This is a genomic window from Pasteurella oralis (assembly GCF_002850605.1).
Taxonomy (GTDB): Bacteria; Pseudomonadota; Gammaproteobacteria; order Enterobacterales; family Pasteurellaceae; genus Pasteurella; species Pasteurella oralis.
Window position 1 is genome coordinate 147,895 of sequence record NZ_NXGB01000002.1, and the last position, 21,763, is coordinate 169,657.

The window sequence follows — 21,763 nt, forward strand, 5'->3', positions numbered from 1 at the left end:
TCTTTCCTACTTAATTTTTGTTAGTTGAACTTGATCGCCATATTTCGCTTTAATTTCTCTTGCGAAAGCAACCGCTTCATTTATCGTGCCGGTAAAAGGAATTTTCACTAAAAACTCAAAAACAGGCTCATTTGTGGTAGTAGTGGATTCTTGCGTTTTTTCTACCGCACTTTCCAGGCTTGACTGCTTTTCTTGTGCTTGGCTTGATTCAATTTCAGCTTGTTCTTGAGCCTGAGTTTCTTCTCTCGCTTTAGCCTCTGCTTCGGCTTTTGCTTTTAATTCTGCTTCTCGCTTTTCTTCCTCTGCGATACGTTCTGAAATAATTGGATCTAAATCTTGCTCGCCACCAATTAGCTGTTGCCAATCTCTGAACAGATGTTCGTAATGAATTGGGATCATCTTTCTGCGCTCAGCAATGCGAGCACCTTCGGATGAAATTTCAGTGATAATTAATGATTTTTCAGCGTTAACTGCTTTTCTATACGTTTCAGTTTTACTTCTTCCTTTTCCTGATTCATCAAGTCGGGATTTCATGGCATTTTTAGTGAACTTGCTGCTAAGTACGATTGAAACATCGTTGCTATAACCACTCATTGAACGCACAACTTCATCTAGTGCTGTTGACACAATCTCAGTCTTAATCTCAACTTCGCGCGTTTTTACTGTTTTATCTAAAAACAAGCGTTTTTGTCTAAATTGCTCCGCAATATCTTCCGCTTGTGCTATTAATTCTTGAATGTCGCCTTGGCGTGCGTTTTTAATTGCTTCGCGAGTGCGATCTTCGACTTCTTTAAGCAGTTTTACTTCGTCCTTTGCTTTTCCAAAATCCTCATCTGTTTCAAATTTGCTCGTGATTGTTGATAAGAATTTCTCTGCTTGCGCTTTGAAGTCTTGAATGTTACAAGCTAATACTTTGCTTTCTGTTGATAGAATTAAACCAAATTCCATAATTAACCTCTGTCGCCGTTGTGATATTTAATATCCTGTTCTACAAACCACTCATCATCGTAATCATCAGGATCTACTTCTTGCTCTTCTTTTTGCTCAAACTGTGCATAGTAATCTTGATCGCTGTCGCACTGCCAAGCAGGTAAAAATCGTCTATTTCTCATAATTACACCTCCATTTCTGGAATTTTTTTCTCTAAGCTAAGATTTAACCGCTTAATTCTTTTATTTAACAAACAGATTGCTATAACCTTATTTCTTACGCCTGCGGTTCGTTCTTTTAATATCCCGTTGATATAAATAGCACCGTGATACCATCCGCGACTTTCATTAATTCTCGCTGTGTAATTTTTCTCTTTTGGCGTCATAAAACTCCTGAATGATTAGTGTTTGTTTTCTTAAATACTGCTCAGCTTCTTCTGTGAGCGTGACTTGATTGTCTCCGTGTTCGATAATCCATTCTGCTTTTGCTTGTGCTTCCCAGTCGATTTCTGATGCGTAGACTGGATGACAGCTAATGCCTAAAATAAACGCGAGAATGAATACTGATAGTAAGTTCCATAGATTGATGTGTTTCATAATCGTTTCCTTTTTAATCAATTGGCTGAATTTAGGGTGCAGAAAACCGCCACACGATAAAGTGCGGTCGGTTTCTGGGGAGTTTTAATCGTGAATTTGGTTGTAGACTATTGCGTTCTTATCGAAATTACGAACGTGTTCTAGCACTCGCCAATTGTTATGACTTACGCATTTAAATTCTTTTGTTATGCGGTTAATTGTGTCATTTGAGTTTTGTACTAAGTGATGGTAATCCACACCGCAACCATATGCTTCTACTGCGAAATGTGAGCCTAATTTTTGCAATGGAGAATAAAGTTTACGTAGTGTTTCAGTACAACGACTAAATGCAAACCATGCCCAAGCAAGTTGTTGTAGTTCGTATTCAGTAAATGAGAATGTATATTTCTTTTCAGGTTCAGGTAAGGCAAGTTGTTGTGGTTCGTTTCTGTGCATTGCCAGAAATGCCCGTAGGACGACTAAATGGAATTTTGGACTAATCCACATTGCATAAGATAAAACTAATTCTTCGCAAGCGTATGTGCCACGATCTTTGCCACCATTAATTGATTTTATTGCAGTCTGCGAATTTGCAGAGTGGGAGTTTTCGCTATTAATCTCACTAATTAGATCTTTAGTTTGCTCATTGCGAATAAAAAAAGCTGGTTGTTTATTTTTATCAGAACCACTAGCTTTATGAAGATCATTTAAACAAAAAAGATTATCAATAGTACGGATTGAGGTATTGAGAATAGTTAAATTTGACATAATTTAATCCTTTGACTAGTTGAGATAACCACTTTCGACAGTGGTGTCGGGAGGTTCGAAAACCCTGTCAAAGGCAAGGGCTGGACGTATTCCTCTTGCGAGTATTGTATTAGTCGCCCTCCCGACATAGTCAGGATTACGGATATAAAAAAAGTCGCTCTTGGCGACCAGTTACACTATCCGCCTTTGACATTAGGTTTCGACACCTTGAAGCAGATAGTAAAATAAAAGGGGGTATTATGTCAATATTAACTTACTTTAGGTCTTTCGCAAATTTCTGCATATTGGTTAATTTCAGCGACTAATTCCAGTGCTTCATTGTTAATTTTGATAAATTGTTCCAACATTTCAGTGATTTCAGCGGATGTTTTCTTTAAGCTAGTAGCACTAATTCCTTGTAAATGTTGACTAGCATCTATAATTTTTCCAGCGAATATTTTTCGCTTTTCAGTTAATTTTGTTAATTTTTCTTTAGCTTCAATATATCTGCCGAGAGCTTCATATTTGTTCATTGTTTTCTCCAAATTTTAGGTATAAAAAAAGCCGTTATTAAACGGCTTCGGGTTATGTAAATATTACGCTACTTATCAGAATTTAAAGCCAATAGAGAAGCGTAGTGCGTCATTGTTGTATGATTCGTATAAGTTATGGTTGTCATGAGGGAACTTATATTTGATAGCAGAGTCAGTGTGATAATATCCTATTTCAGCTAAAAATGATTTATATTCCACTCCAGCACCTAGACCTAAATAAAGTCCATTCTTAGTTTTTACATTAACGGGATGGGAATAAGGATTATTATCGAGAGAAAATGTGTATGTTGTATTGCGTGCTTTATTCAGTGAATAACCCAAATTACCTTTGAGATAAAGAGCTGTATCCTGATTAAGAGGGTAATTTTGTTTTAGAATTAAATAAATAGGAATAGAAGAATAGCGATTTATTTTGGCTTTTTCTGTAGCTACGCTTTTATTGTTCCCATTCATATAAACTTTAGATGTTTCATGATTGAATCCTTTACGTTTGATATAACCCATCCCAACGCCAATCTCTGTTTGCGGCAAAATGTTATATGTTGTTTCTAGAAAAATGCTTGGTGAAAATGTATTTTTCTTTGATGGGATAGTGCTATTAAAAAAAGGACTTTTTATTGTTGCTATTTCTACTGATTCAAAACGAGAGGTTAAATCAATCCCCGCTTTACCATAAAAATTAAATTGACCAGCTTGAGCGATTGCAAAAGCAGGAAGAACTGACAACGTTGTTAAAAGTAATGTGTTAATTTTCATAATAACGTTCCATGTGTAGTGATATAAAATAATAATTTGGTAGGTAAATTTACCTTTTTATATAGTAAATTAGCAGGTAGTTAAAAGTAAAGTGTGTTATCAATAAAGCACACTTGTCTGACCTTTGTCTCAGTTGTACTTACCAAGATTTCTCTGTAAATGCGCTTTATTGATGGTTGCTTGGCTTTTTTACCTTGCCCAAGCTACAAGGCTTATGGTCACCACAACACATAAGGAATTTTTATACTTGCGTTTGGGCTTCCTGATTCACTGCCAGTGCTGAAATTTCCGCAAGTATACACATAACTTGATTCGGGCTTTGGTTCCGTCTTGTTGAGTGCGGTGGGTCTGTTACCACACTTTTACTAACACTCTCACCATTTGGCAAGCTATGCGTTTTTATCCAGTTTTTTAAAGAGCGAGGTTTAGAACCTTTATTCAAGCCCTCTTATAGAAAGGGCTTAGTAAAAATTCTGATTACAGTTTAAAACCTTGATTTCTAGCAATTTGAAGTGAAATTTCGTAAACTTTATCCATTACTTCTTCTTTTACCCAATCTACGCTTTCAAACAATTTTCTTGCTTCAGAAAGTGTCTTACCTGCTCTGTCTGCATAATCTTGCAATACTTCGTTGATAATGAATTGCTTTAGCTCTTGTGCGTTATTAAATTCCATCTTTCTCTCCTGATATGTATCTCGTTTTGTTGGATATAATTTAGCAAACACTAAATGTTTAGTAAAGTGATTATTTAGTAAAATTTAGTTAAATTCTGCTTAATGTTTAGTAAAAGGTTGATTTTCAAAGAAAAATATTTTTGAAATTTTTTGATTAATTGCTGAATTTGTGAGCTATGTCACAGAAAAGAGAGTTGATAAGTGGAGTTATTGTCGGAGCTGGGTAAGAAAAAAGCCCCTTGTGTGGAGCTTAGTGGTGAAATGAAAAGCTTAAAAATTACATTGAATTGTGAACGTATTGTAACAATGCATCATTAATACGTGATTGCCAGCCTTGCCCAGTTGCTTTAAATGCAGCAATAACTTCAGGTGAAAGGCGAATAGTGACAGATTGTTTAGTCGGCGCTTTTTGTTTACCGCGAGTACGTGATTTAATTTTTCCTTGTGCCTCCATTTCAGCTTGGTGAGAAAGCACCATGTTCACAAATTCTGGTGGCATAACTTCACGTAAAGGTTTCATTTGTGCTAATTCATTATCGGTAAGCGGAGCTTCGGAAAGTGCGTCATAATCAATAGAGTTACGGGTATTTAATTTCATAGCGTTTTACCTCTCTTTTGTTTGCCTTGCGAAAACTAATTACTCTAATACCTTGTGGAATTGGGGTAAAGTTAGCGAAATGCAGCCGTTCATCTAATAATGCCAGCATTGAGTAACGTGTTTCTGGATAATTAAACCGACAGTCTTGCCAAATAATGGCTGTATTCCAATCAAGTAATGCCACTAAATCAAAAGACAAGCCCCGTTCTTCAATATTCTTTTGGTTTTTGTTTGGGTCATAAGTGATTTTCATTGCGGCATAATAATATGATTAAATTAGCTATATTGTAATTACAATTAGATTGTAAGTCAAGTTATTTTGTAATTACGATTTAATCTAATGAGAGTTATTTCACCATATCTCTTTTAGTTGCACTTGCCCAGTAGTGCTTGCCGTCTTTAGGAAATTGGCTTTCTGTATATAACGCATTGAGTGTACATGGTGGCTCTTTGTTATTAATCAAGGAGAGGCGAGTTGCTTGGCGAAACTTTCTATGATTGAGTTTTTTACCTTCTCGATCGCTGTCTGAAGATGTAAATCCAAATATTTTTGTCTTCTTATAGCTTCTGCTCATGATTTTCTCTTTATTAAAAGAAAAAACCGCCAGTGTGGGCGGTTTGGGGGATTTTGGGCGTTTGTTATTGATTAGGTTTATTCTTGTTCTCTTGATTTACTTTATCAAAAATATCGTTGTTCAACTTTTGAATTGATAAAAAATTGTACATAAAATAAGGTAGAGAGAGAATAAGAAAAATTTCTGTGTATAATACAAGATCAATTTTTAACGCTATTTCTTCGTAAAGTACGATTTTAATAACTTCCCAGTTTTTTGGTTCTGAAAAAGAAATATAAGCCAAAGTAATCAAAAAAAACTCAATAAAAAATCTATTCCTTACTTTATTTATAGCACCACGAATTTCAGCAATATAAGATGGATTTTTAACTCCACTAGGTACGATCGTAATAATCAGACCAAGACCAACACTAAACAAAATGCCTGCCACGGTATAAAGTACGTTTAATGTAGATGTGCTAGGGCGGTAAGTTCCAATATTGCAGATTAATAATGAAATAAAAAAAGCTACGATTAATTGAGCTATAATTTTCACTGCCTGATCTCTTGTAGGTAATGTGCCATAGCCTGTATTAGTTGCTCTTCAACAAGATATCCGCTTTCTGTTTTTTCAATTTCAACAGTCTTTGTTTTGAGCAAATCTTTTCCTTTGACTATGTTTTTTTTATCTTTGGTTTTAAATTTTATATTCTCAATATCACCCACAGGCTTAAGGGTAGCTCCAAGGATTTTTTCATAGTCATCCTGAATCATTTTACGTGGTTTTTTAAATTTAACCACCAATTCAGCGGAAATTATTTTAGCAAGATTTTCAACTTCTTTAAAGTCAGAACCCTCTTTCAATAGTTTAGGAAGTAACTCTTTGATAACTACCTTACTAAGCCAATGACGTTTGGTTCCGGTATTTTCTGTAGTTTGCATAGTGTAGTTGTTTGGGGATTTCTGACTATCCACATGTTGTTCTGGTTGCGAATGTGGGATATTGTTGAATTCTGGATCAACAAAAGTAGCTGAAACCAAATCACTGAGCTTACATTCCGGTGGTGGAGAAATCATTGGTGTAATTTCTAAAATTTCATCATTGAGTAGCCATGCCAAATATGTTTGTAACTGCTTAATAGTTTGATTTAATGGCATACAGGCAGTAACAAGATAATCATCAAGGATAGAAAAATAGTAATGACGTTGATATATACCAGCTGTCGAAATTGTGCGCTTCTTTAAGTCGTTAATACTGAATTTATGTTCATTCAATAGCTCATCAGTAATGTGTTGCACACCGTTGCCTAATTTCATCCGTAATAATGTACAAAATAGAGATTGTTGTTTTCCTTTACTGCTATAGTCTGAGATAAGATCTTGTTCTTTATCAGTATCATCTGGATTTAATATCAAACAGCGTTTTTCAGCGGAATGATCACTTTCTAAAAAAGCCTCAAGTTTCTCTCTTACCTGACTCGTATCTGTTGTTGCATTAGGATTGTTAATTTTAAAGGCTCGTAATACGACTTGAGCAGTTTCGATTTTTTTTTCTGTTATATTTTTTTTTTGCCATATTTTTTCCTTATGTTAAATCCACCAATCACAAAGCACAGACCACCAGAATACCTACAACAAAACCGAATACCAAAATACTTTCCCGATCACTACAATTTCATCTAGGTTTACTATTTCATCTGGGTATGATGTTGAGTTAAAACTTCTGATCAATACTTGCTCATTTGGCATTTTGTTTAAAATTTTAATGCGCAATAATCCGCCATGATTGATTGCATAGATATTGTTATCACGAATAACTTTATTCCCCATATCTACACCAACAGTTGCCCCATCTGGTATTGCAGGTTCCATTGAGTCACCTTCTGCCACAACACAGACTGCATTTTCATATTGCACACCTTGTCTACGTAATGTTGCTTTAGAAAAGCGCAATTTAAAATTGTTATAGTCCATGATGTCATCTGCAAACCCATTACCTGCTGCAAGCCTAATATCTTGTAAAAATGGTACTTCGATATCTTCGTCATGAAGTGGGGTATTGCGATCCCATAAATCAAATGAGCCAATATCTTTTACGTTAGATTCTATACTGCTTTGTTTTATATCTAAGTAAAACGGTGGCATTCCATTTTCACTTTCTAATCTTCTTGCCGCTTTTTCACCAAATGATGGCGTTTTCCCACTAATTAACTGAGATATATAACTTCTATCTTTTTCAGGTACAACTTTGTCTGAGAACCATTTTTTTAGATTTTCTCTTCTTACCTGTGTTAGTTCGTTTTTGTCTAGATTCATAAAGTACTCCTATTCAGTTTAATGATATTTAGTAATAACTAAACTAGCAAATGCTAAATAATGTTTACTTTTGTATTTATTAAATGCTAAACTATATTTAGTTTTTAATATCGGAGGTGAAATGGAACTTAAAAACTACTTATCAAATCGCCCCCGCGGTTTCAAAGCCGAGTTTGCTAGAAAGCTAGGTATTTCAAAATCATTTCTTTGTCAGGTCGAAAAGGGATATTCAAAAGCCCCTATCGAGTTAGCTAAGAAAATCGAAAACCTAACTAATGGGGCAGTAAAGAAAGCAGATATTCGCCCTGACGTATGGGGTTAACTTATCAAAAGGGGTGTGCAATGGCACGCAATGAATTAACAAAATCTGCAATAGAGATTGCAGCCTTAGTTAGAAGAAAGGCAGTAGAAAGAACAGATAAAGAGCTTGCTGAGTGTATCGGTATAGATCCAAGCACTTTATGTCGTTTTAAAGCGGAGCATTTAGATAAATTCTGCGCTTATTTAGATGAGCTTGGATTAACAGTTACAGAAAAAGGACTTAATCAAATAAGTGATGCAGAGCTTGAGGCGTTAAAGCTTTTTGCAAGTAAAGGTCTGGCTGAGTTTGGGCAGTAAAAAACCACCGTTGGAGCGGTGGCTAATTAATTTATAGGAATTAATAACATGGAAAATATTAATTTAAACGAAAACGAAAGTAAAGCACAAAGTGCACAGATTTTAAAAGCGTTAAAAAATGGCGAGAAACTCACTCACCTTGATGCTGAAAGACGCTTTAACTGCTTACGTCTTGGCGCACGCATTTATGACTTAAAACAAAAAGGTTATCTAATCGAAACAAAGATGATAACCGTGCCAAGCGGTAAACGAGTAGCCCAGTATTCGATGGTGGTGTGATATGGAACGCTTTAACAGACCTGTTCGGGTGGATGAATTACTAGAATATTGTGTAGATGGATTATTAGAGCGTTGGGACTATCAGGCAGAAGATAAACAGAGTGGAGAGGTAGAGGATGAGCAAGCTATTAATTAATGAACAACCATTACAAGTTATCCCTAGTCTTGCCACTTTGATCGGTTTGAACGAGGCGATCTTTGTTCAGCAATTGCATTATTTTCTCAATATCAGCAAGCACAAATACGAAGACCGTACTTGGATATATAACACTATTGATGAATGGTGTGAAGTATTTCCTTTTTGGTCTAAAAAAACAATACAAAGAACCATTAAAAAACTTGAAGAAATAGGTTTGGTTTTATCTACAAACAAATTGAACAAAATGAAAATGGATAAAACAAAATGGTACTCAATTGCTTATGAAAAAATTGAAGAATTGACTAGTCAAAATGACCAAATGCGATGTGACCAAAACGGTTCATCCATGAGGTCAAAATGGGATGATCGATATAGTCAAAATGACCAGATGTCATGTGGTCAAAATGACCATACCAATAACCATAAGAATAAAGAGATCTATACACAAGAAAATACCCCCTTACCCCCTAAGGGTGAATCAGCTAACGCTGATGGTGTGCCAGTTGCTGAAAATAAAAAACAACGTTCACTGAATATCGACTATGTGGGAATTGGAAAAGCGTACAACCAATGTGTAGCTGAAACTGGTAAAAATCTACCGTCACTTGCAGACCCTGAAAACCTTAGTCAAGCAAGAAAACGCAAAATCAAAATACTTGCCACAGTGATGAAAAAACGCTTTGGCTCTTGTGATGCAGAAACATTTAAAAATTATTTCTTGGATTTTATGAAGTCGGCAAGGTCTTTTTACTTTGGTGAGAACGAACGTGGTTGGCGTGCTGATTTTGAGTATATCTTGAGTGAAAAAATCATGGATAAAACAATCGAGGGATCGCTATGAAAAACACAACGTATGACCTTGAATACAGTTTAATTGGTTCATTTCTTGCTGGTGGATTAACTGCTCAAGCTCGTGAAGTGATGACATGGTTAGAACCTGAAATGTTTGCCACTTATCAACTTGGTTCAATGTATAACAACATTCGCAAACAAGCACGCAAAGATAACGTGATCGATATTATTTTATTGCATCAAGATTTCGGCGAAGACTTCGCCAACTTGGCAGAAATTGTGAAAAACACAATTACACCCGCGAATCTTACTGGTTATGCGTATAAAGTACGGTCATTTTGGGTTAATCGCACTGCACAAAAAACCATGCTTGAAATGGCAGCAAAACTATCTCAAGCAAGAGATGAACAGGCAGAAAAAATTACAGAAAAAGCACTTTCTGAAATGCAAAAGCTTTTAAGCAGCAAAGTTGAAGTTAAGCCTATCGTAATGGGGGAGTTAGTTGATGAATATATCGATGTTTTAGAAAAACGCAGCAAACAAGATTTCAACTCAAGACTTCTTCATACAGGCATTGAGGCTGTAGATAACATTTTAGGTGGCATTAATCCGACTGATATTGTTGTAATTGCTGGTCGTCCAGGTATGGGTAAAACTGAGTTTGCTCTAACGCTCACTCGTAATATTGCAGAACAAAAAGGTGCAGTTTTATTTTTTAGCTTAGAAATGGCAAATCAACAATTGATGGACCGTATTTTAAGCGCTAATGCAAATGTTCCAGTCAGAAAGCTCCGCAATCCAAATAGCATGGATCAAACTGAATTTGGTCGTGTAGGTGATGGGCTAGGAAAAATCAAAGATCACCGCATTTACTTTGTCGATCGTGGTGGTTTATCAGCAAATGAGATTGTATCTATTACAGAAAATCATTTAAGCAATACAGGACCACTTTCAGCAATCTGTATTGACTATCTTGGATTAATGAATCACGGATCGCTTAAAAATGCTAACAAAAGCCAATTAATTGAGGATTCATTAAGTACGCTTAAAACGTTCGCCAAGAACTTTAATGTGCCAATCATCTTACTAAGTCAGTTAAACCGTGAGGTTGATTCTCGTAGTGATAAGCGTCCTCAAAACTCTGATTTAAGAGATAGTGGTTCAATCGAACAGGATGCCAGCCAAATCATTATGCTTTACAGAGAAAAGGCATACAAAAAAGATAGCGACAACGATTATTCAGAAGCCATTATTACTAAGAATCGTTTTGGTGAACTTGGAACGGCTTATATGAAGTTTGATAAAGGGCATTTTGTAGATTGCGATCAAGCGTTGGCATATCAATTTGCTAATGAAAAACCAGCACAGCAGATGGAATTTAAGAATTATGCTCGCAGAGGTGCTGCATGAGTATTCAATTCAACATGAATAAAAAATATCAAATTATCTACGCTGATCCACCGTGGAGATATAGCGATAAAGGCTGTAACGGCAGTGCTGAAAATCATTATCAAACAATGAATATTAAAGATATTTGCGAAATGCCAGTAAACGAAATAGCTGATAAAAACTGCGTTTTATTTCTCTGGGTGACATACCCAATGTTAGCAGAGGGGTTAAGACTTATTGAGGCGTGGGGATTTAAATATAAAACGATTGGTTTTCAGTGGTTAAAAACAAACAAGAAAAACAAAGATACGTTCTTTTTTGGTCTTGGTCGATGGACCCGTGGAAATACGGAATGCTGCTTGATTGCAACAAAAGGAAAACCTAGCCGAGTCAGCAATAAAGTTAGTCAATTAATCGTTGAGCCAATTCAACATCACAGCAAAAAGCCAGATGTTGTGCGTGAAAAAATCGTTGAATTGATGGGTGATTTGCCGCGCATTGAATTATTCGCACGTAACACGACTGATGGTTGGGACGTGTGGGGGAATGAGGTTTAGCTATGGCAAGTTCTAAAGCTAAAACAAAAACCGTTATTCACGCAGTTAAATACGCCAATGGCGCAGTCGTGGCAGAAACAGACTACGACCGCACTTTATTAAAAAGCTTACCTATTGGGAGTGCTGTAAAAATAACTCCAATTTCAAGCAATCGTAATTATCAACATCACAAAAAATTTTTCGCACTTCTTGATGCTGGATTTGAGTATTGGCAACCAGAATTTAGTGTTTTAACGGAAGCTGAAGAGTGGATAGCGCAAGCAGTAGCAAAAGAAATTGCTGTAGCTGCAAATGATGAAAATCTTTACCAAAACGTAACCAAGCCTATTGCTGATGGGGTGCTGGCAAGAGTACGTAAAAATCGTGAAAACAAGCTGGACTACGAGGGAATGAAAACACTTGAAGCATACCTTAATCACGTAATGAAACGTGCTGGTTTTTTTGATGTCAAGCCATCGCAAGATGGGGGAACCATGAAAGAACGCTGGTCTATATCATTTGCGAATATGCCGCAGGAAAAATTTAACGAGGTTTACAAAGGAGTGTTTGGTGTTATCTGGAATGAAACACTTTGCCACGTTTACGAAAATGAATGGCAGTTAGAAAACAAGGTTAATCAATTAATAGGATTTGTTTAAGCGAAAATAAGATCAATAGGCTTTACTTATTTTCTAGTTTTAAGTTATTGATTATACAGGTTTTTAATTTTTATGGTGAGTCAAAATAGTAAAAATAAGATCACCCCCTTGGAGGTAAATAATGACAGAAATTTATAAAAAAATTGACGGAAGTAAATACAAGAAAATTTTTATTGTTGGCGATCTACATGGGTCATATGACTTACTTGTTAATGAATTAGAAAAAACAGGTTTTGATTTTGTGAATGACTTACTCATTTCTGTTGGTGATTTGATTGATAGAGGTCCTGAAAACATCAAATGCCTAGAATTGATTAATTTTGACTGGTTCGAAGCAGTAAGAGGAAACCACGAACAATTAGCCATTAATGGATTAGAGGGAAATAGACAGTCACTTTACGCATGGTTGTATAACGGTGGAAGTTGGTATTTTGAACTCGATCCAATTCAAAAACAAAAGGCTGAAAAACTAATTAAACAATGCAAAGAGTTACCGTTAATTATTGAGCTGTCCGTTGGTGAAAAGAAGATTGTTATTGCTCACGCAGACTATCCACATAACGAATATGAATATGGAAAAGAAATAAGCAATAAAGGTGTTATCTGGAACCGAGATCGTGTTGAAAATGATAGCCATATTTCAATTGATGGTGCTGATATGTTCGTTTTTGGGCATACACCAATGAGAGAGCCAGAGCAGATGGGAAATCGTTTCTACATTGACACTGGTGCTGTATTTAACGGAAATCTAACGATCATTATGGTTAAGTAATATGGACGATTTTTTAATTGTAATAGTATCACTAGGAATGTTGTTTTTGGGCTGTTTGTTAATGGGTGATTTTCTATGACTAAAAAAACAAAGCCATTAAATCGCAAATGCAAAATCTGTGGCGAAAAATTCCAAACTAATTTTTTTAATGTGCAATGGTGCAGCCCAGAATGTGGCGTTAAGTTAGCAAGACAGCGATTAGAAAAAGAGAAAGAAAAAGCAGCCAAAAAACGCGAAAGGGAAGAGAAAAAACGCGTTAAAGAAACTAAAGAGAGAATGAAAACTACAACAAAATTACTCTCTGAAACACAAAGTGCAGTTAATAAGTACATCCGACTAAGAGATAGAAATAAGTGTTGTATTTCGTGCGGGGAATCGCTTGTAGCGGAGCAATTGGGTGGTGGATTTGATGCTGGTCATTATCGCAGTCGAGGCAGTGCGCCACACTTAAGATTCTATACGTTAAACATTCATGGTCAATGCAAGAAATGCAATCATCACCTAGGAGGGAATTATCATCAATTCAGAATTGGCTTAATTGAACGTCTAGGTATTGAAAAAGTCGAGCAAATAGAAGCAGACCAAAGACCAAGACATTACTCAAAAGATGACTTGAGACGAATTAAAAAAATCTTCAATAAGAAAAGCAGAATGTTGGAAAAGCGCAAGGGGTTTTAAATGAGAGCTATTGAGTTACTAATTAATATGATACATCCAAAATGCGCAAGTATTGAGATAAAAAATCGCTGGTTTGGCGGTCTTGAGCGTGAGCAGATTATCTCAATTATTAATCAAGCAGAGAGAGGAAGTATACTGGGCTATCATTTACTTTTTGCGAAATATACAAACGATAGTGATTCCAGAAAGGCTATCTCGGAGTGTATTAATCAGATGTATCCATCGCTTACAGAAAGCGAAAAAACAGGCTTAAATTACGTTGTTGATATCATTTCAAATATTCCTTTACCAACGCAGATAAAGCACCTAAAATCACTCAGAAATCGACATTTACGCTCGCAGTTTTCACACATTAAAGCAGCAGAAAGAGCAAATAAGATAGTAAAAGAGAATAATCTAGAAAAAAACAGCATTGAGGCGCGTCAAATTCGTATTCGTGAATTTAATGATTTAAGAAAATCAAACATGTGCCCTCGTTGTCGCGGCACTGGTGAGATCGGAAGAGTACAAAAAACACAATGTCCTTCTTGTAGCGGCAAGGGGAGGCTGATTGCTAATATTAACATGATAAGAAAACTTGTAGATTGCGATGAATCAAAACTTATTGAGTTTGAACAGCTTTGTTATCGTGAAATGAGTAAAGCTGAAACTGCGATTAAGGATAGATTAAAAAAAGAAATAGAGGATTAGATCACAAATTAAAAATCTTACACTAGGAATCATTAATAAAACCCTGTAAATTAGAGTAAATATTAACCTGTTTATGGAGTTTTTTATGAAAGACATGTTTAAAAACCCAATATTTATGTCTGCTTTTGTAATAAGTGTCGCAATAATTATAGCGAGTATAGCTTACTCCCTATCTAATTATTATTCATCTGTTACGCCATTTAATCGATGCTTAAATGAATATAAACATACACCTAGTGAAGTCTCTATAGTTATAGATAAATACCGTTTTTGTAGGGCAAAATTAGAATAATGAGATATCTAAAAAGTTTTTTATCACTACTTGGCATTGCATTAGTTGTAGGAATGATTTTCAACTTCATTAGCCACGGTTCAATATTTCCAGAAAAGCCAAAAGGACTAAATGAACTAACTGCTAATACCTGTGAAATACACTTTAAAGATGCTTTTATTGAAATGGCAAAGCGGAAAGGGGATAAGGTTGACTACGCTCAACTGGATGCATTCTCTAAAAAGATATGTAATTGTGCGAGATTGAAAAGCAAAAGCAATTCTCAGTTAAGAGGCGCAATATCACAATGTATTTATGAATAAGCTTAATCCAGAATTTGACTTTTTTCTGATTTTGCAGTAAGATTTCCCAAAATAGCCAAATTGTAACTAATTACTTTTTGGCTTTTTTTATGTCTAAAATTCCTTAAACATCTTTAAATTGGTAGATACTAAGCCGAAAGGTAGGAACGTTGTGGGCAACAAACAACCTCGATCAGAAATGGTCGGGGTTTTTTATTACTCAAAATTTAACAGGAGCATCTTTATGCAAGCATTAAAAACAGAATTTTTAGGTCAAGAAATTACATTAATTGATAACAATGGTATTGCTTATGTAGCAATGCGTGAAATTGTTTTAGGGATTGGGTTGGACTGGAAAGTTCAACATAAGAAATTGGTTGAACAAAGTGCCAAATTCAACTGTGGTCATATCACCACAGTTGCCCAAGATGGGAAAAATCGTGAAATGTTGTGTATGCCAATCAAGAAATTAAATGGTTGGCTGTTCTCAATCAACCCAAATAAAGTGCGTTCAGATTTAAAAGAACGTTTAGAAAACTACCAAGAAGAATGTTTCCTTGCTTTATGGGATTATTGGACAACAGGTATTGCTCGTCGAGATGAAGTGAAAAATAAAACAGAGGCTTGGCAAGCTAAAATGGCAGATTACAAAATGCGATCTAGCCAAAAAGGAAAGGCGTTAAACGAATGCAAAAAAGAAAAAGCTGAACTTGAGCGAGAGTTTGCAGCGATTCAGCAAATGGATTTACTCCTAGGAATTTAAGGCATGGTCATAACAACCATGCCTTTTTGTTATTACCAATATTTGAAGCATACTCCAAGAAAACAAACTCCAAACATTCGCAGTGTTTGGGGTTTTTTATTACCCCTAAAAAGCATGTAAGGAAATGTTTATGCCTGAGAAAAGTCCTGATGTTTGGGCAATTATTTGGAATTTTATTATGCTCAACGCTAATACGATTCAAGGTGTTTTTTCTGCCATTTTTGTTTCTGTTCTGCGCATAGGGTTTATGCGCAAAAAGATATCTGTCTTCCATAAATTACTTGATGCAACACTCTGCGCCTCTCTGGCATATGCAACTATATCAGCAGGAAGTCATTTCTTTGGACATTCTGAATATTCCCAATTCATTGGAACTATGATTGGGTTTATTGGGACAGAAAAGATCCGAGAGTTTTTATTTAAATTCATTAATAAAAAAGTTGATAACAGTTCAATTGGTGGTGGATATGAATAACTTTAAATTTGGTAAGCGCAGTGAGCAATGTCTTGTTGGTGTTAAACCAGAGCTAGTAAAAGTCGTTCGTCTAGCACTCACAAAAAGCGCGGTAGATTTTGCAGTAATCGAAGGTGTTCGTACAAAGCAACGACAAAAAGAACTCTTAGCCAAAGGTGCGACTAAGACAATGAATAGCCGCCACTTAACGGGTCACGCTGTGGATTTAGCCCCGTTGGTGTTTGGACGCATTTCTTGGGAGGATAAAAACGCCTTTAAAGAGATTGCTAAGGCAATGTTTGCCGCAGCGAAAGAACTAAATGTCACTATTCGCTGGGGTGGTGACTGGAATGAAAATGGTAAATCAGAAGACGAGAAATTTTATGATGGTCCACATTTTGAGCTTCATCGCTCAGTTTATCCGTAAGCCAAACACATGGCTTATCGTAACGATTTTGGGCTTGTGTGTCGCGTTGTGGTTCCAGTTCCAATCTATTTCTAACTTAAAAGCCAGAAACACCATTCAAGCCCAAATCATTTCTCAACAGAGCGAAAGTATCAAAAAGCTTAAACATCAAGAAGAAATAAACAGACAACTCACACTTGAAATCAGCAGATTAGAAAGTGAATCACGGAGTAAATCTTATGAAGTTATCAAAAGCATATCAGAACAAGAAAAGACTTCTAGCAGTTATAACAGCAACGCTCCTCGCAGCATTGTTGACTTCTTGCGCAAGTAAGCCAGTAGTACAAGTATGTCCGCATATCCCGTCAGCATTACTCGCTCATTTAGATAAAACAGGATTCACAGGGCAGACGTATGGGGAAGTTGCTAAATACGCTGTCATTCTTAAACGTGAAAGAGATGTTTGCTTAAATCGAGTTGATAAGATTCGTGAATGGCAAACAGAAAATGCACAAAACTAATCTTGGAGAAAACAAATGGAGCAAACAAAAGGTAAAAAGCTAGTGGGAATTACATTCAATGTCGAAAATAGAGATGATGTACATGAATGCAAAAAATATTTTGCAGCAGCAATAGATCAACTTGAAGAGTGCAGAAAAATAGCGCAACAATGCGGCACACTGAATGTAGAAAAAGAGATGTTTCTTGATGAAGCAGAAAAGCGAATCATTGACGCTCAAATGTGGGCTGTAAAAGCCATTACTTACGGAGTTTAACAGTTTATTGCCCGATTAACTCGGGCTTTTTTATATATTGTTTATGGCAAGAATTAATTGGAAAGCACTACAAATAGAATATATCAGAGCAAATGCCAAAACTGGTATATCTGTGAAAGACTGGTGCGCTAAAAAAGGACTAAATCTCGCAACTGCGAAACGCTATATAAAAAAGCCTGAAACTGTTTTTGAGCAAACAGAAAAGTGCGAAGTAAATTGCGAAACTGCGAACACAGAAAAACAAGAAAAATCAAAAGATTACAGCGAAAACTGCGAATCAAACTGCGAAATTGCGAAAAGCGAAGTAGAAAGTGCGCAAAAAACTGCGAACAAGGGTGGTAGACCAAAAATTCACGGTGGCTATTCTTGTTATTTTAAGGATGATTCTGATTTTGGCATTGTTAAAGATTTCAGTTTAAAAGACGAAATTGACTTAATGCGACAAAGAGCAGTGAGCGCAGTTAAGAGTATTGAGAAATTCACCGCACTTTTAGAAGAGGCAGAAACAGCAGAGGAAAAAGAATCTTATTCAAAGATTATTGACTCGGCAGATAATGCACTAGAGCGTGCGGTTGGAAGAATTGAAGCATTAAATTACACGGATAACACCATTCTCAATATCAAAAGCCAAATTGAATATAGAAAAGCGCAGACGAGAAAAACACTTGTTGAAGTAGATAAGCTTGAGCAAGAGATTAAAACGAAATCTCGCGGACTTAAAGATTCAGTCGTTTACAACATCGAATTCTAATAATGCAAATCAACTACAAAGCATCAGCGACGTTTAAGAAAATCCATCGCTTAAATCCGTTCGTGCTTGCTATTCGTGGTCCCATCGGTAGTGGGAAATCAGTTGGTTGCGTAATGAAGATGTTCCAAATAAGCCTAAATCAAGAACCAAATGCCGAAGGCATTAGAAAAACACGCTGGGCTTGTATCAGAAACACTTATCCGCAGCTAAAGGGGACTGTAATTAAGACATTCCAAGATTGGATTCCACAAAGTATTTGTCCGATTAAATACGACTCTCCAATTATTGGAATAATGAGAATTCCACATCCTGACGGTAAGACAATTGTTGAGGCAGAGTTCTTCTTTCTTTCACTCGATAAGCCGAAAGATATCGACAAATTAATGTCATTGGAATTAACGGGCGTTTGGATCAATGAAGCTCAATTTATGCCGTTAGCTATAGTTAACGAAGCGGTGAGTCGTACGGGTCGTTATCCATCTATGAAAGAGGGTGTTGGTGCAACATGGTCAGGAATGATTATGGACACAAATTCACCTGATGATGACCATTGGTGGTATGAGTTTGAATGCGGAGTTGATGAAGAAACAGGCGAGCCGTTAAAGCCATCCAATTGGGAATTTATCACGCAACCAGGTGCGTTAATTGATGTCACAGGCATCCCTCATGACAGTTTAAGTAAGGAAGTAAAAGCCTTTATTAAACAAGGTTTGTTTGTTGATTATAAAGGTCGTCGCTTTGTTGCTAATCCGCTTGCTGAGAACGTTGAGAATCACAAAAAACAATATGAGTACTGGTTCGATAACATTCAGGGCAAAACGTTAAACTGGATTAAATCACGCATCTGTAATGAGTTTGCAACAGTACAAACAGGAAAATCAGTGTTTATAGATCATTTCAACAAAGAATTACACGTTTCAAAAGAGAAGCTTGTCCCAGTCAGATCGTGGGAAACATTTATTGGTTTGGATTTTGGTCTTACTCCAGCCGCGATTATTGGTCAGATAGCACCAATTGGACAGCTTAGAATTATTGATGAGGTGGTAGCGACTGGAATGGGGATCGAGCGGTTTATCACAGAGCAATTATCACCGCTTATTCAAAGTAAATATGCGGAATGTGATGTGTATGTAATTGGCGATCCTGCGGGTGTGCAACGAGCACAAACAGACGAAAGAACATGCTTTGAGATATTAGAAAAATACGGTTTTAAAGCTCGCCCAGCAGATACCAACAACACAACTGCACGATTAGAAGCAGTGCGTTGGTGGTTGTCTCGATTGGTGGGTAAAGGGCAACCAGCAATGCTAATTAGCCCACACTGCAAAACACTCATTAAAGGTTATGAAACGGGCTACGCATACCGTCAATTAAACGTGAGTGGTGAAGAAAAATACACAGAAACGCCAGATAAAAACCGCTATTCACATCCACACGATGCAAACCAATATTTATGTTTAGGCGCAATGCCAACAATGTTCAAACAACAAATCATCAACGTCAAATCACATAATCCAATCAGCTCGAAAACAGGATATTAGAAATGTCAGAACAATTTGTAAATGCAGTAGAAAGCTTTGGGCAAACGCTACAAAGCCGATTAATGGAGCAAATCAAACAACGCCAACCCATAGTTCAACGATGGGTAACTGATATGCATCAATATCGCAATCAATATGAAAAGCAATCTAGCACAAATAAATCAAAAGTATTTGTGGGTTATACGAGATCGAAAACCGACGCATGGTCTGCTCAAATGACAGATATGCTATTTCCGAGTGATGATAAAAACTATGGTATTTCACCAACACCCGTGCCGTCTATTGCTAATATTGCTAAACAACCAGACTCTCAAGACCCAATGCAAATGCAACAAATCCAAAATGCACGTCAAATTATGCTAGATGCAAAAGAGCGTGCAGAGAAAATGGAAAGGCTTATTGATGATCAATTATTAGAATGCGATTACGCAGCAGAAGCACGTTTGGCTTTACATTATGCCGCAGTGCTTGGCACTGGTGTTTTACGAGGTCCAGTCCTTGAAACAGTCGAAGAAAGAAGCTGGAAAGATGATGGCTTGGGGAATTGGTCAGCTAATTCTTCAATTAAAAACAAGCCGTCTGTGAAAGCCGTCTTACCGTGGGACTTTGTACCAGACATGACCGCACCCAACTTGAAAGAGTGCCAGTTCGTGTTTGAGCGCTCTTATCTCACTAAAAAACACTTACAGGTATTAATTAATAATCCTTACTATTTTGAAGAAACTATTAAAGAATTAATCGAAACAGAAGCAAAAGAAACACACACCTCTAGTTCTGATATGGATGGTTATTTAGATACATTGCGCACATTATCTGGATTAGAAAAGGCAACAAATGACAAACGCTATGAAGTGTGGACATATCACGGCGGTATTCCCGTATCAGTGCTTGAACAAGCGGTCCAAGAGCTAGAAAGTGGTGAACAGCTCAAAATCACAGATGCACAAAAAGAAAGTGGCGCAGAAATTGATGGCATTATCGTTATGTCTGGAAATGGAAAGATTTTAAGCGTCAACTTAAATCCAATTAACACATCTGAATTCCCATATTCTGTCTATACATGCGAGCCTGATGTGGCGTGTGTATTTGGTTTTGGTATTCCTTATCTATGTCGTGACGCGCAAGAAATCCTAAATACAGCTTGGCGTGGGATGATTGATAACAGTGTTATGACAATTGGATCGCAAATTGTAGTGAATAATTCTGTATTACAGCCAGCAGATAATAACTGGGAAATTACACCGAACAAAATTTGGCTAACAGCCGACAGAGCAACAGCTAACGCTCAGTTTGAAACGCAAAGAGCCTTTGGGGTGTTTAGCTTTGACAGTCGACAGCAAGAGTTTTCTAACATCATCCAACTTTCTAAGTCATTTATGGATGAAGAAAGTGGCTTACCAATGATTGCGCAAGGTGAGCAAGGACAGGTGACACCAACGCTTGGTGGAATGTCTATGTTGATGAACGCAGCTAATGCAGTGCGCAGACGGCAAGTTAAAGAGTGGGATGACGCAGTCACAAAACCGCTAATCAGACGTTTCTACGAATACAATATGGTAATGAGTGAGGACAATGATGTAAAAGGCGATATGCAAGTGGTTGCACGTGGCACATCTGCATTACTTGTGAAAGAAACACAAACCGCACAAATTATTGATATTTTCCAAAAATTTGGACAGCACCCACAATTAATGCACGCTTTCGATTGGTACGACGGCGCGAAAACACTAATGCAATCTATGAGCATGGGGACTCAGACGATGCTTATTCCGAAAGATGAATATGAGCAGAAATTACAACAAATACAACAGTCTGAGAGTGAGCAACCGCAAGATCCAGAAATTCTAAAAGCACAAATGCAAATGCAGTTAGCGCAACAGAAACAACAGCACGAAATGCAATTAGAGCAAATGAAAATCCAACATCAATTGCAGTTAGAGCAGATGAAAGTGGCAATTAAAGAAAAAGAGCTAGAGATTAAGCTACTAGAAATCCAAACTCACCAGCAATCCTCACAAGCTAAACTCGATCTCGATAGAGAGCTCAACACCGCTCGAATCTCCGCTGATATTCAGAAAGAAAGCGGAAGACAGGCGGTTGATATGGCGAAGTTTAAGACAGAAGTTCAACTTAAACAAACGCCAGTGCCAGAAACCGAAGTGCGTAACAACATTGGATTAGATTAATAGTAAGAGAAAGAAGATAGACCGAAAGGTCTTTTTTTATGCCCAAAGAAAAGGAA

34 protein-coding genes are annotated in these 21,763 nt (G+C 36.7%); 21 read left to right on the top strand and 13 right to left on the bottom strand.

Annotated features, from left to right (window positions below; genetic code table 11):
• Positions 1–6: 6 nt before the first annotated feature.
• The 13 genes from C0975_RS03115 to C0975_RS03175 form a co-directional block, all read right to left on the bottom strand.
• Positions 7–948, bottom strand: a complete 942-nt coding sequence (locus tag C0975_RS03115) for a hypothetical protein (RefSeq protein WP_101774939.1) — start codon at positions 946–948, stop codon at positions 7–9.
• Positions 949–950: 2 nt separating this feature from the next.
• Positions 951–1,112, bottom strand: a complete 162-nt coding sequence (locus tag C0975_RS11320) for a hypothetical protein (protein WP_167383025.1) — start codon at positions 1,110–1,112, stop codon at positions 951–953.
• Between the two features lie 165 nt (positions 1,113–1,277).
• Entirely contained in the window at positions 1,278–1,526 is a 249-nt protein-coding gene (locus C0975_RS03125) for a hypothetical protein (protein ID WP_101774941.1), read from the bottom strand.
• An 84-nt stretch (positions 1,527–1,610) separates the two neighbouring features.
• Positions 1,611–2,273, bottom strand: a complete 663-nt coding sequence (locus C0975_RS03130) for a KilA-N domain-containing protein (protein WP_101774942.1) — start codon at positions 2,271–2,273, stop codon at positions 1,611–1,613.
• Between the two features lie 248 nt (positions 2,274–2,521).
• A complete protein-coding gene (locus C0975_RS03135; protein ID WP_101774943.1) occupies positions 2,522–2,785 on the bottom strand; it encodes a hypothetical protein in 264 nt (87 codons plus the stop codon).
• Positions 2,786–2,860: 75 nt separating this feature from the next.
• Positions 2,861–3,562 carry an outer membrane beta-barrel protein gene (locus C0975_RS03140; RefSeq protein WP_101774944.1) on the bottom strand — a complete coding sequence of 234 codons (702 nt, stop codon included), beginning with the start codon at positions 3,560–3,562 and terminating at the stop codon, positions 2,861–2,863.
• 477 nt (positions 3,563–4,039) lie between these two features.
• Positions 4,040–4,237, bottom strand: coding sequence for a hypothetical protein (locus C0975_RS03145; protein ID WP_101774945.1), 198 nt, complete (start codon positions 4,235–4,237; stop codon positions 4,040–4,042).
• 277 nt (positions 4,238–4,514) lie between these two features.
• Complete coding sequence (locus C0975_RS03150) at positions 4,515–4,835, bottom strand: BrnA antitoxin family protein (protein ID WP_101774946.1); 321 nt, start codon at positions 4,833–4,835, stop codon at positions 4,515–4,517.
• Entirely contained in the window at positions 4,816–5,088 is a 273-nt protein-coding gene (locus C0975_RS03155) for a BrnT family toxin (RefSeq protein WP_101774947.1), read from the bottom strand. The genes C0975_RS03150 and C0975_RS03155 overlap by 20 nt, the downstream gene beginning before the upstream one ends.
• Positions 5,089–5,182: 94 nt before the next feature.
• Positions 5,183–5,410, bottom strand: a complete 228-nt coding sequence (locus C0975_RS03160) for a hypothetical protein (protein WP_101774948.1) — start codon at positions 5,408–5,410, stop codon at positions 5,183–5,185.
• Positions 5,411–5,474: 64 nt separating this feature from the next.
• Entirely contained in the window at positions 5,475–5,945 is a 471-nt protein-coding gene (locus C0975_RS03165; protein WP_101774949.1) for a hypothetical protein, read from the bottom strand.
• Positions 5,942–6,805, bottom strand: a complete 864-nt coding sequence (locus C0975_RS03170; protein WP_245853291.1) for a hypothetical protein — start codon at positions 6,803–6,805, stop codon at positions 5,942–5,944. The genes C0975_RS03165 and C0975_RS03170 overlap by 4 nt, the downstream gene beginning before the upstream one ends.
• 213 nt (positions 6,806–7,018) lie before the next feature.
• The gene (locus C0975_RS03175; protein WP_101774951.1) at positions 7,019–7,705 is read right to left on the bottom strand and encodes a S24 family peptidase; all 687 of its coding nucleotides are present in this window, start codon (positions 7,703–7,705) and stop codon (positions 7,019–7,021) included.
• A gap of 121 nt (positions 7,706–7,826) precedes the next feature.
• Between C0975_RS03175 and C0975_RS03180 the strand changes: the two genes are divergently transcribed.
• From C0975_RS03180 to C0975_RS03280, 21 genes are all read left to right on the top strand, one after another.
• On the top strand, positions 7,827–8,027 hold the full coding sequence (locus C0975_RS03180; protein WP_101774952.1) for a transcriptional regulator: 201 nt from the start codon (positions 7,827–7,829) through the stop codon (positions 8,025–8,027).
• A 20-nt stretch (positions 8,028–8,047) separates the two neighbouring features.
• Positions 8,048–8,323, top strand: a complete 276-nt coding sequence (locus C0975_RS03185; RefSeq protein WP_005756640.1) for a hypothetical protein — start codon at positions 8,048–8,050, stop codon at positions 8,321–8,323.
• A gap of 48 nt (positions 8,324–8,371) precedes the next feature.
• The gene (locus C0975_RS03190; RefSeq protein WP_101774953.1) at positions 8,372–8,602 is read left to right on the top strand and encodes a helix-turn-helix domain-containing protein; all 231 of its coding nucleotides are present in this window, start codon (positions 8,372–8,374) and stop codon (positions 8,600–8,602) included.
• A 116-nt stretch (positions 8,603–8,718) separates the two neighbouring features.
• Positions 8,719–9,582, top strand: a complete 864-nt coding sequence (locus tag C0975_RS03195) for a DNA replication protein (protein WP_101774954.1) — start codon at positions 8,719–8,721, stop codon at positions 9,580–9,582.
• A complete protein-coding gene (locus C0975_RS03200) occupies positions 9,579–10,943 on the top strand; it encodes a replicative DNA helicase (RefSeq protein WP_101774955.1) in 1,365 nt (454 codons plus the stop codon). The genes C0975_RS03195 and C0975_RS03200 overlap by 4 nt, the downstream gene beginning before the upstream one ends.
• Entirely contained in the window at positions 10,940–11,479 is a 540-nt protein-coding gene (locus C0975_RS03205) for an MT-A70 family methyltransferase (RefSeq protein WP_101774956.1), read from the top strand. The genes C0975_RS03200 and C0975_RS03205 overlap by 4 nt, the downstream gene beginning before the upstream one ends.
• A 2-nt stretch (positions 11,480–11,481) precedes the next feature.
• Positions 11,482–12,117, top strand: coding sequence for a DUF1367 family protein (locus C0975_RS03210; RefSeq protein WP_101774957.1), 636 nt, complete (start codon positions 11,482–11,484; stop codon positions 12,115–12,117).
• Positions 12,118–12,238: 121 nt separating this feature from the next.
• A complete protein-coding gene (locus C0975_RS03215; protein ID WP_101774958.1) occupies positions 12,239–12,889 on the top strand; it encodes a metallophosphoesterase in 651 nt (216 codons plus the stop codon).
• Positions 12,890–12,964: 75 nt separating this feature from the next.
• Complete coding sequence (locus C0975_RS03220; protein ID WP_101774959.1) at positions 12,965–13,567, top strand: recombination protein NinG; 603 nt, start codon at positions 12,965–12,967, stop codon at positions 13,565–13,567.
• Entirely contained in the window at positions 13,568–14,257 is a 690-nt protein-coding gene (locus tag C0975_RS03225) for a hypothetical protein (protein ID WP_101774960.1), read from the top strand.
• A 291-nt stretch (positions 14,258–14,548) separates the two neighbouring features.
• Positions 14,549–14,851 carry a hypothetical protein gene (locus C0975_RS03235; RefSeq protein WP_101774962.1) on the top strand — a complete coding sequence of 101 codons (303 nt, stop codon included), beginning with the start codon at positions 14,549–14,551 and terminating at the stop codon, positions 14,849–14,851.
• Between the two features lie 223 nt (positions 14,852–15,074).
• Positions 15,075–15,593, top strand: a complete 519-nt coding sequence (locus tag C0975_RS03240; protein ID WP_101774963.1) for a phage antirepressor N-terminal domain-containing protein — start codon at positions 15,075–15,077, stop codon at positions 15,591–15,593.
• 130 nt (positions 15,594–15,723) lie between these two features.
• Positions 15,724–16,068: a phage holin, lambda family gene (locus C0975_RS03245; protein WP_101774964.1), complete on the top strand. Its 345-nt coding sequence runs from the start codon at positions 15,724–15,726 to the stop codon at positions 16,066–16,068.
• A complete protein-coding gene (locus C0975_RS03250; RefSeq protein WP_101774965.1) occupies positions 16,061–16,474 on the top strand; it encodes a M15 family metallopeptidase in 414 nt (137 codons plus the stop codon). Before C0975_RS03245 ends, C0975_RS03250 begins: the two co-directional genes overlap by 8 nt.
• Positions 16,434–16,787 carry a DUF2570 family protein gene (locus C0975_RS03255; protein ID WP_101775164.1) on the top strand — a complete coding sequence of 118 codons (354 nt, stop codon included), beginning with the start codon at positions 16,434–16,436 and terminating at the stop codon, positions 16,785–16,787. Before C0975_RS03250 ends, C0975_RS03255 begins: the two co-directional genes overlap by 41 nt.
• Entirely contained in the window at positions 16,693–16,974 is a 282-nt protein-coding gene (lysC, locus tag C0975_RS03260; protein WP_101774966.1) for an Rz1-like lysis system protein LysC, read from the top strand. The genes C0975_RS03255 and lysC overlap by 95 nt, the downstream gene beginning before the upstream one ends.
• Positions 16,975–16,989: 15 nt before the next feature.
• Positions 16,990–17,229 (top strand): hypothetical protein, encoded by a 240-nt coding sequence (locus tag C0975_RS03265; RefSeq protein WP_101774967.1) that lies wholly within the window; start codon positions 16,990–16,992, stop codon positions 17,227–17,229.
• 43 nt (positions 17,230–17,272) lie between these two features.
• Positions 17,273–17,980: a terminase gene (locus tag C0975_RS03270; protein WP_101774968.1), complete on the top strand. Its 708-nt coding sequence runs from the start codon at positions 17,273–17,275 to the stop codon at positions 17,978–17,980.
• On the top strand, positions 17,952–18,017 hold the full coding sequence (locus C0975_RS11730) for a hypothetical protein (RefSeq protein WP_369678667.1): 66 nt from the start codon (positions 17,952–17,954) through the stop codon (positions 18,015–18,017). Before C0975_RS03270 ends, C0975_RS11730 begins: the two co-directional genes overlap by 29 nt.
• The gene (locus tag C0975_RS03275) at positions 17,989–19,521 is read left to right on the top strand and encodes a TerL (RefSeq protein ID WP_425440149.1); all 1,533 of its coding nucleotides are present in this window, start codon (positions 17,989–17,991) and stop codon (positions 19,519–19,521) included. Before C0975_RS11730 ends, C0975_RS03275 begins: the two co-directional genes overlap by 29 nt.
• Before the next feature lie 2 nt (positions 19,522–19,523).
• Positions 19,524–21,707 carry a portal protein gene (locus C0975_RS03280; RefSeq protein ID WP_101774970.1) on the top strand — a complete coding sequence of 728 codons (2,184 nt, stop codon included), beginning with the start codon at positions 19,524–19,526 and terminating at the stop codon, positions 21,705–21,707.
• Positions 21,708–21,763 lie beyond the last annotated feature (56 nt).

Excerpts from the sequence above, each read along its gene's own strand:
- C0975_RS03235 (WP_101774962.1), top strand. The coding sequence starts at position 14,549 with ATGAGATATCTAAAAAGTTTTTTATCACTACTTGGCATTGCATTAGTT.
- C0975_RS03250 (WP_101774965.1), top strand. The coding sequence starts at position 16,061 with ATGAATAACTTTAAATTTGGTAAGCGCAGTGAGCAATGTCTTGTTGGT.
- C0975_RS03255 (WP_101775164.1), top strand. The coding sequence starts at position 16,434 with ATGGTCCACATTTTGAGCTTCATCGCTCAGTTTATCCGTAAGCCAAAC.
- C0975_RS03160 (WP_101774948.1), bottom strand. The coding sequence starts at position 5,410 with ATGAGCAGAAGCTATAAGAAGACAAAAATATTTGGATTTACATCTTCA.
- C0975_RS03240 (WP_101774963.1), top strand. The coding sequence starts at position 15,075 with ATGCAAGCATTAAAAACAGAATTTTTAGGTCAAGAAATTACATTAATT.
- C0975_RS03270 (WP_101774968.1), top strand. The coding sequence starts at position 17,273 with ATGGCAAGAATTAATTGGAAAGCACTACAAATAGAATATATCAGAGCA.
- C0975_RS03175 (WP_101774951.1), bottom strand. The coding sequence starts at position 7,705 with ATGAATCTAGACAAAAACGAACTAACACAGGTAAGAAGAGAAAATCTA.
- C0975_RS03150 (WP_101774946.1), bottom strand. The coding sequence starts at position 4,835 with ATGAAATTAAATACCCGTAACTCTATTGATTATGACGCACTTTCCGAA.
- C0975_RS03155 (WP_101774947.1), bottom strand. The coding sequence starts at position 5,088 with ATGAAAATCACTTATGACCCAAACAAAAACCAAAAGAATATTGAAGAA.
- C0975_RS03145 (WP_101774945.1), bottom strand. The coding sequence starts at position 4,237 with ATGGAATTTAATAACGCACAAGAGCTAAAGCAATTCATTATCAACGAA.
- C0975_RS11320 (WP_167383025.1), bottom strand. The coding sequence starts at position 1,112 with ATGAGAAATAGACGATTTTTACCTGCTTGGCAGTGCGACAGCGATCAA.
- C0975_RS03200 (WP_101774955.1), top strand. The coding sequence starts at position 9,579 with ATGAAAAACACAACGTATGACCTTGAATACAGTTTAATTGGTTCATTT.
- C0975_RS03140 (WP_101774944.1), bottom strand. The coding sequence starts at position 3,562 with ATGAAAATTAACACATTACTTTTAACAACGTTGTCAGTTCTTCCTGCT.
- C0975_RS03265 (WP_101774967.1), top strand. The coding sequence starts at position 16,990 with ATGGAGCAAACAAAAGGTAAAAAGCTAGTGGGAATTACATTCAATGTC.
- C0975_RS03185 (WP_005756640.1), top strand. The coding sequence starts at position 8,048 with ATGGCACGCAATGAATTAACAAAATCTGCAATAGAGATTGCAGCCTTA.
- C0975_RS03125 (WP_101774941.1), bottom strand. The coding sequence starts at position 1,526 with ATGAAACACATCAATCTATGGAACTTACTATCAGTATTCATTCTCGCG.
- C0975_RS03130 (WP_101774942.1), bottom strand. The coding sequence starts at position 2,273 with ATGTCAAATTTAACTATTCTCAATACCTCAATCCGTACTATTGATAAT.
- C0975_RS03210 (WP_101774957.1), top strand. The coding sequence starts at position 11,482 with ATGGCAAGTTCTAAAGCTAAAACAAAAACCGTTATTCACGCAGTTAAA.
- C0975_RS03180 (WP_101774952.1), top strand. The coding sequence starts at position 7,827 with ATGGAACTTAAAAACTACTTATCAAATCGCCCCCGCGGTTTCAAAGCC.
- C0975_RS03225 (WP_101774960.1), top strand. The coding sequence starts at position 13,568 with ATGAGAGCTATTGAGTTACTAATTAATATGATACATCCAAAATGCGCA.
- C0975_RS03135 (WP_101774943.1), bottom strand. The coding sequence starts at position 2,785 with ATGAACAAATATGAAGCTCTCGGCAGATATATTGAAGCTAAAGAAAAA.
- C0975_RS03220 (WP_101774959.1), top strand. The coding sequence starts at position 12,965 with ATGACTAAAAAAACAAAGCCATTAAATCGCAAATGCAAAATCTGTGGC.
- lysC (WP_101774966.1), top strand. The coding sequence starts at position 16,693 with ATGAAGTTATCAAAAGCATATCAGAACAAGAAAAGACTTCTAGCAGTT.
- C0975_RS03215 (WP_101774958.1), top strand. The coding sequence starts at position 12,239 with ATGACAGAAATTTATAAAAAAATTGACGGAAGTAAATACAAGAAAATT.
- C0975_RS03245 (WP_101774964.1), top strand. The coding sequence starts at position 15,724 with ATGCCTGAGAAAAGTCCTGATGTTTGGGCAATTATTTGGAATTTTATT.
- C0975_RS03205 (WP_101774956.1), top strand. The coding sequence starts at position 10,940 with ATGAGTATTCAATTCAACATGAATAAAAAATATCAAATTATCTACGCT.
- C0975_RS03280 (WP_101774970.1), top strand. The coding sequence starts at position 19,524 with ATGTCAGAACAATTTGTAAATGCAGTAGAAAGCTTTGGGCAAACGCTA.
- C0975_RS03190 (WP_101774953.1), top strand. The coding sequence starts at position 8,372 with ATGGAAAATATTAATTTAAACGAAAACGAAAGTAAAGCACAAAGTGCA.
- C0975_RS03195 (WP_101774954.1), top strand. The coding sequence starts at position 8,719 with ATGAGCAAGCTATTAATTAATGAACAACCATTACAAGTTATCCCTAGT.
- C0975_RS03115 (WP_101774939.1), bottom strand. The coding sequence starts at position 948 with ATGGAATTTGGTTTAATTCTATCAACAGAAAGCAAAGTATTAGCTTGT.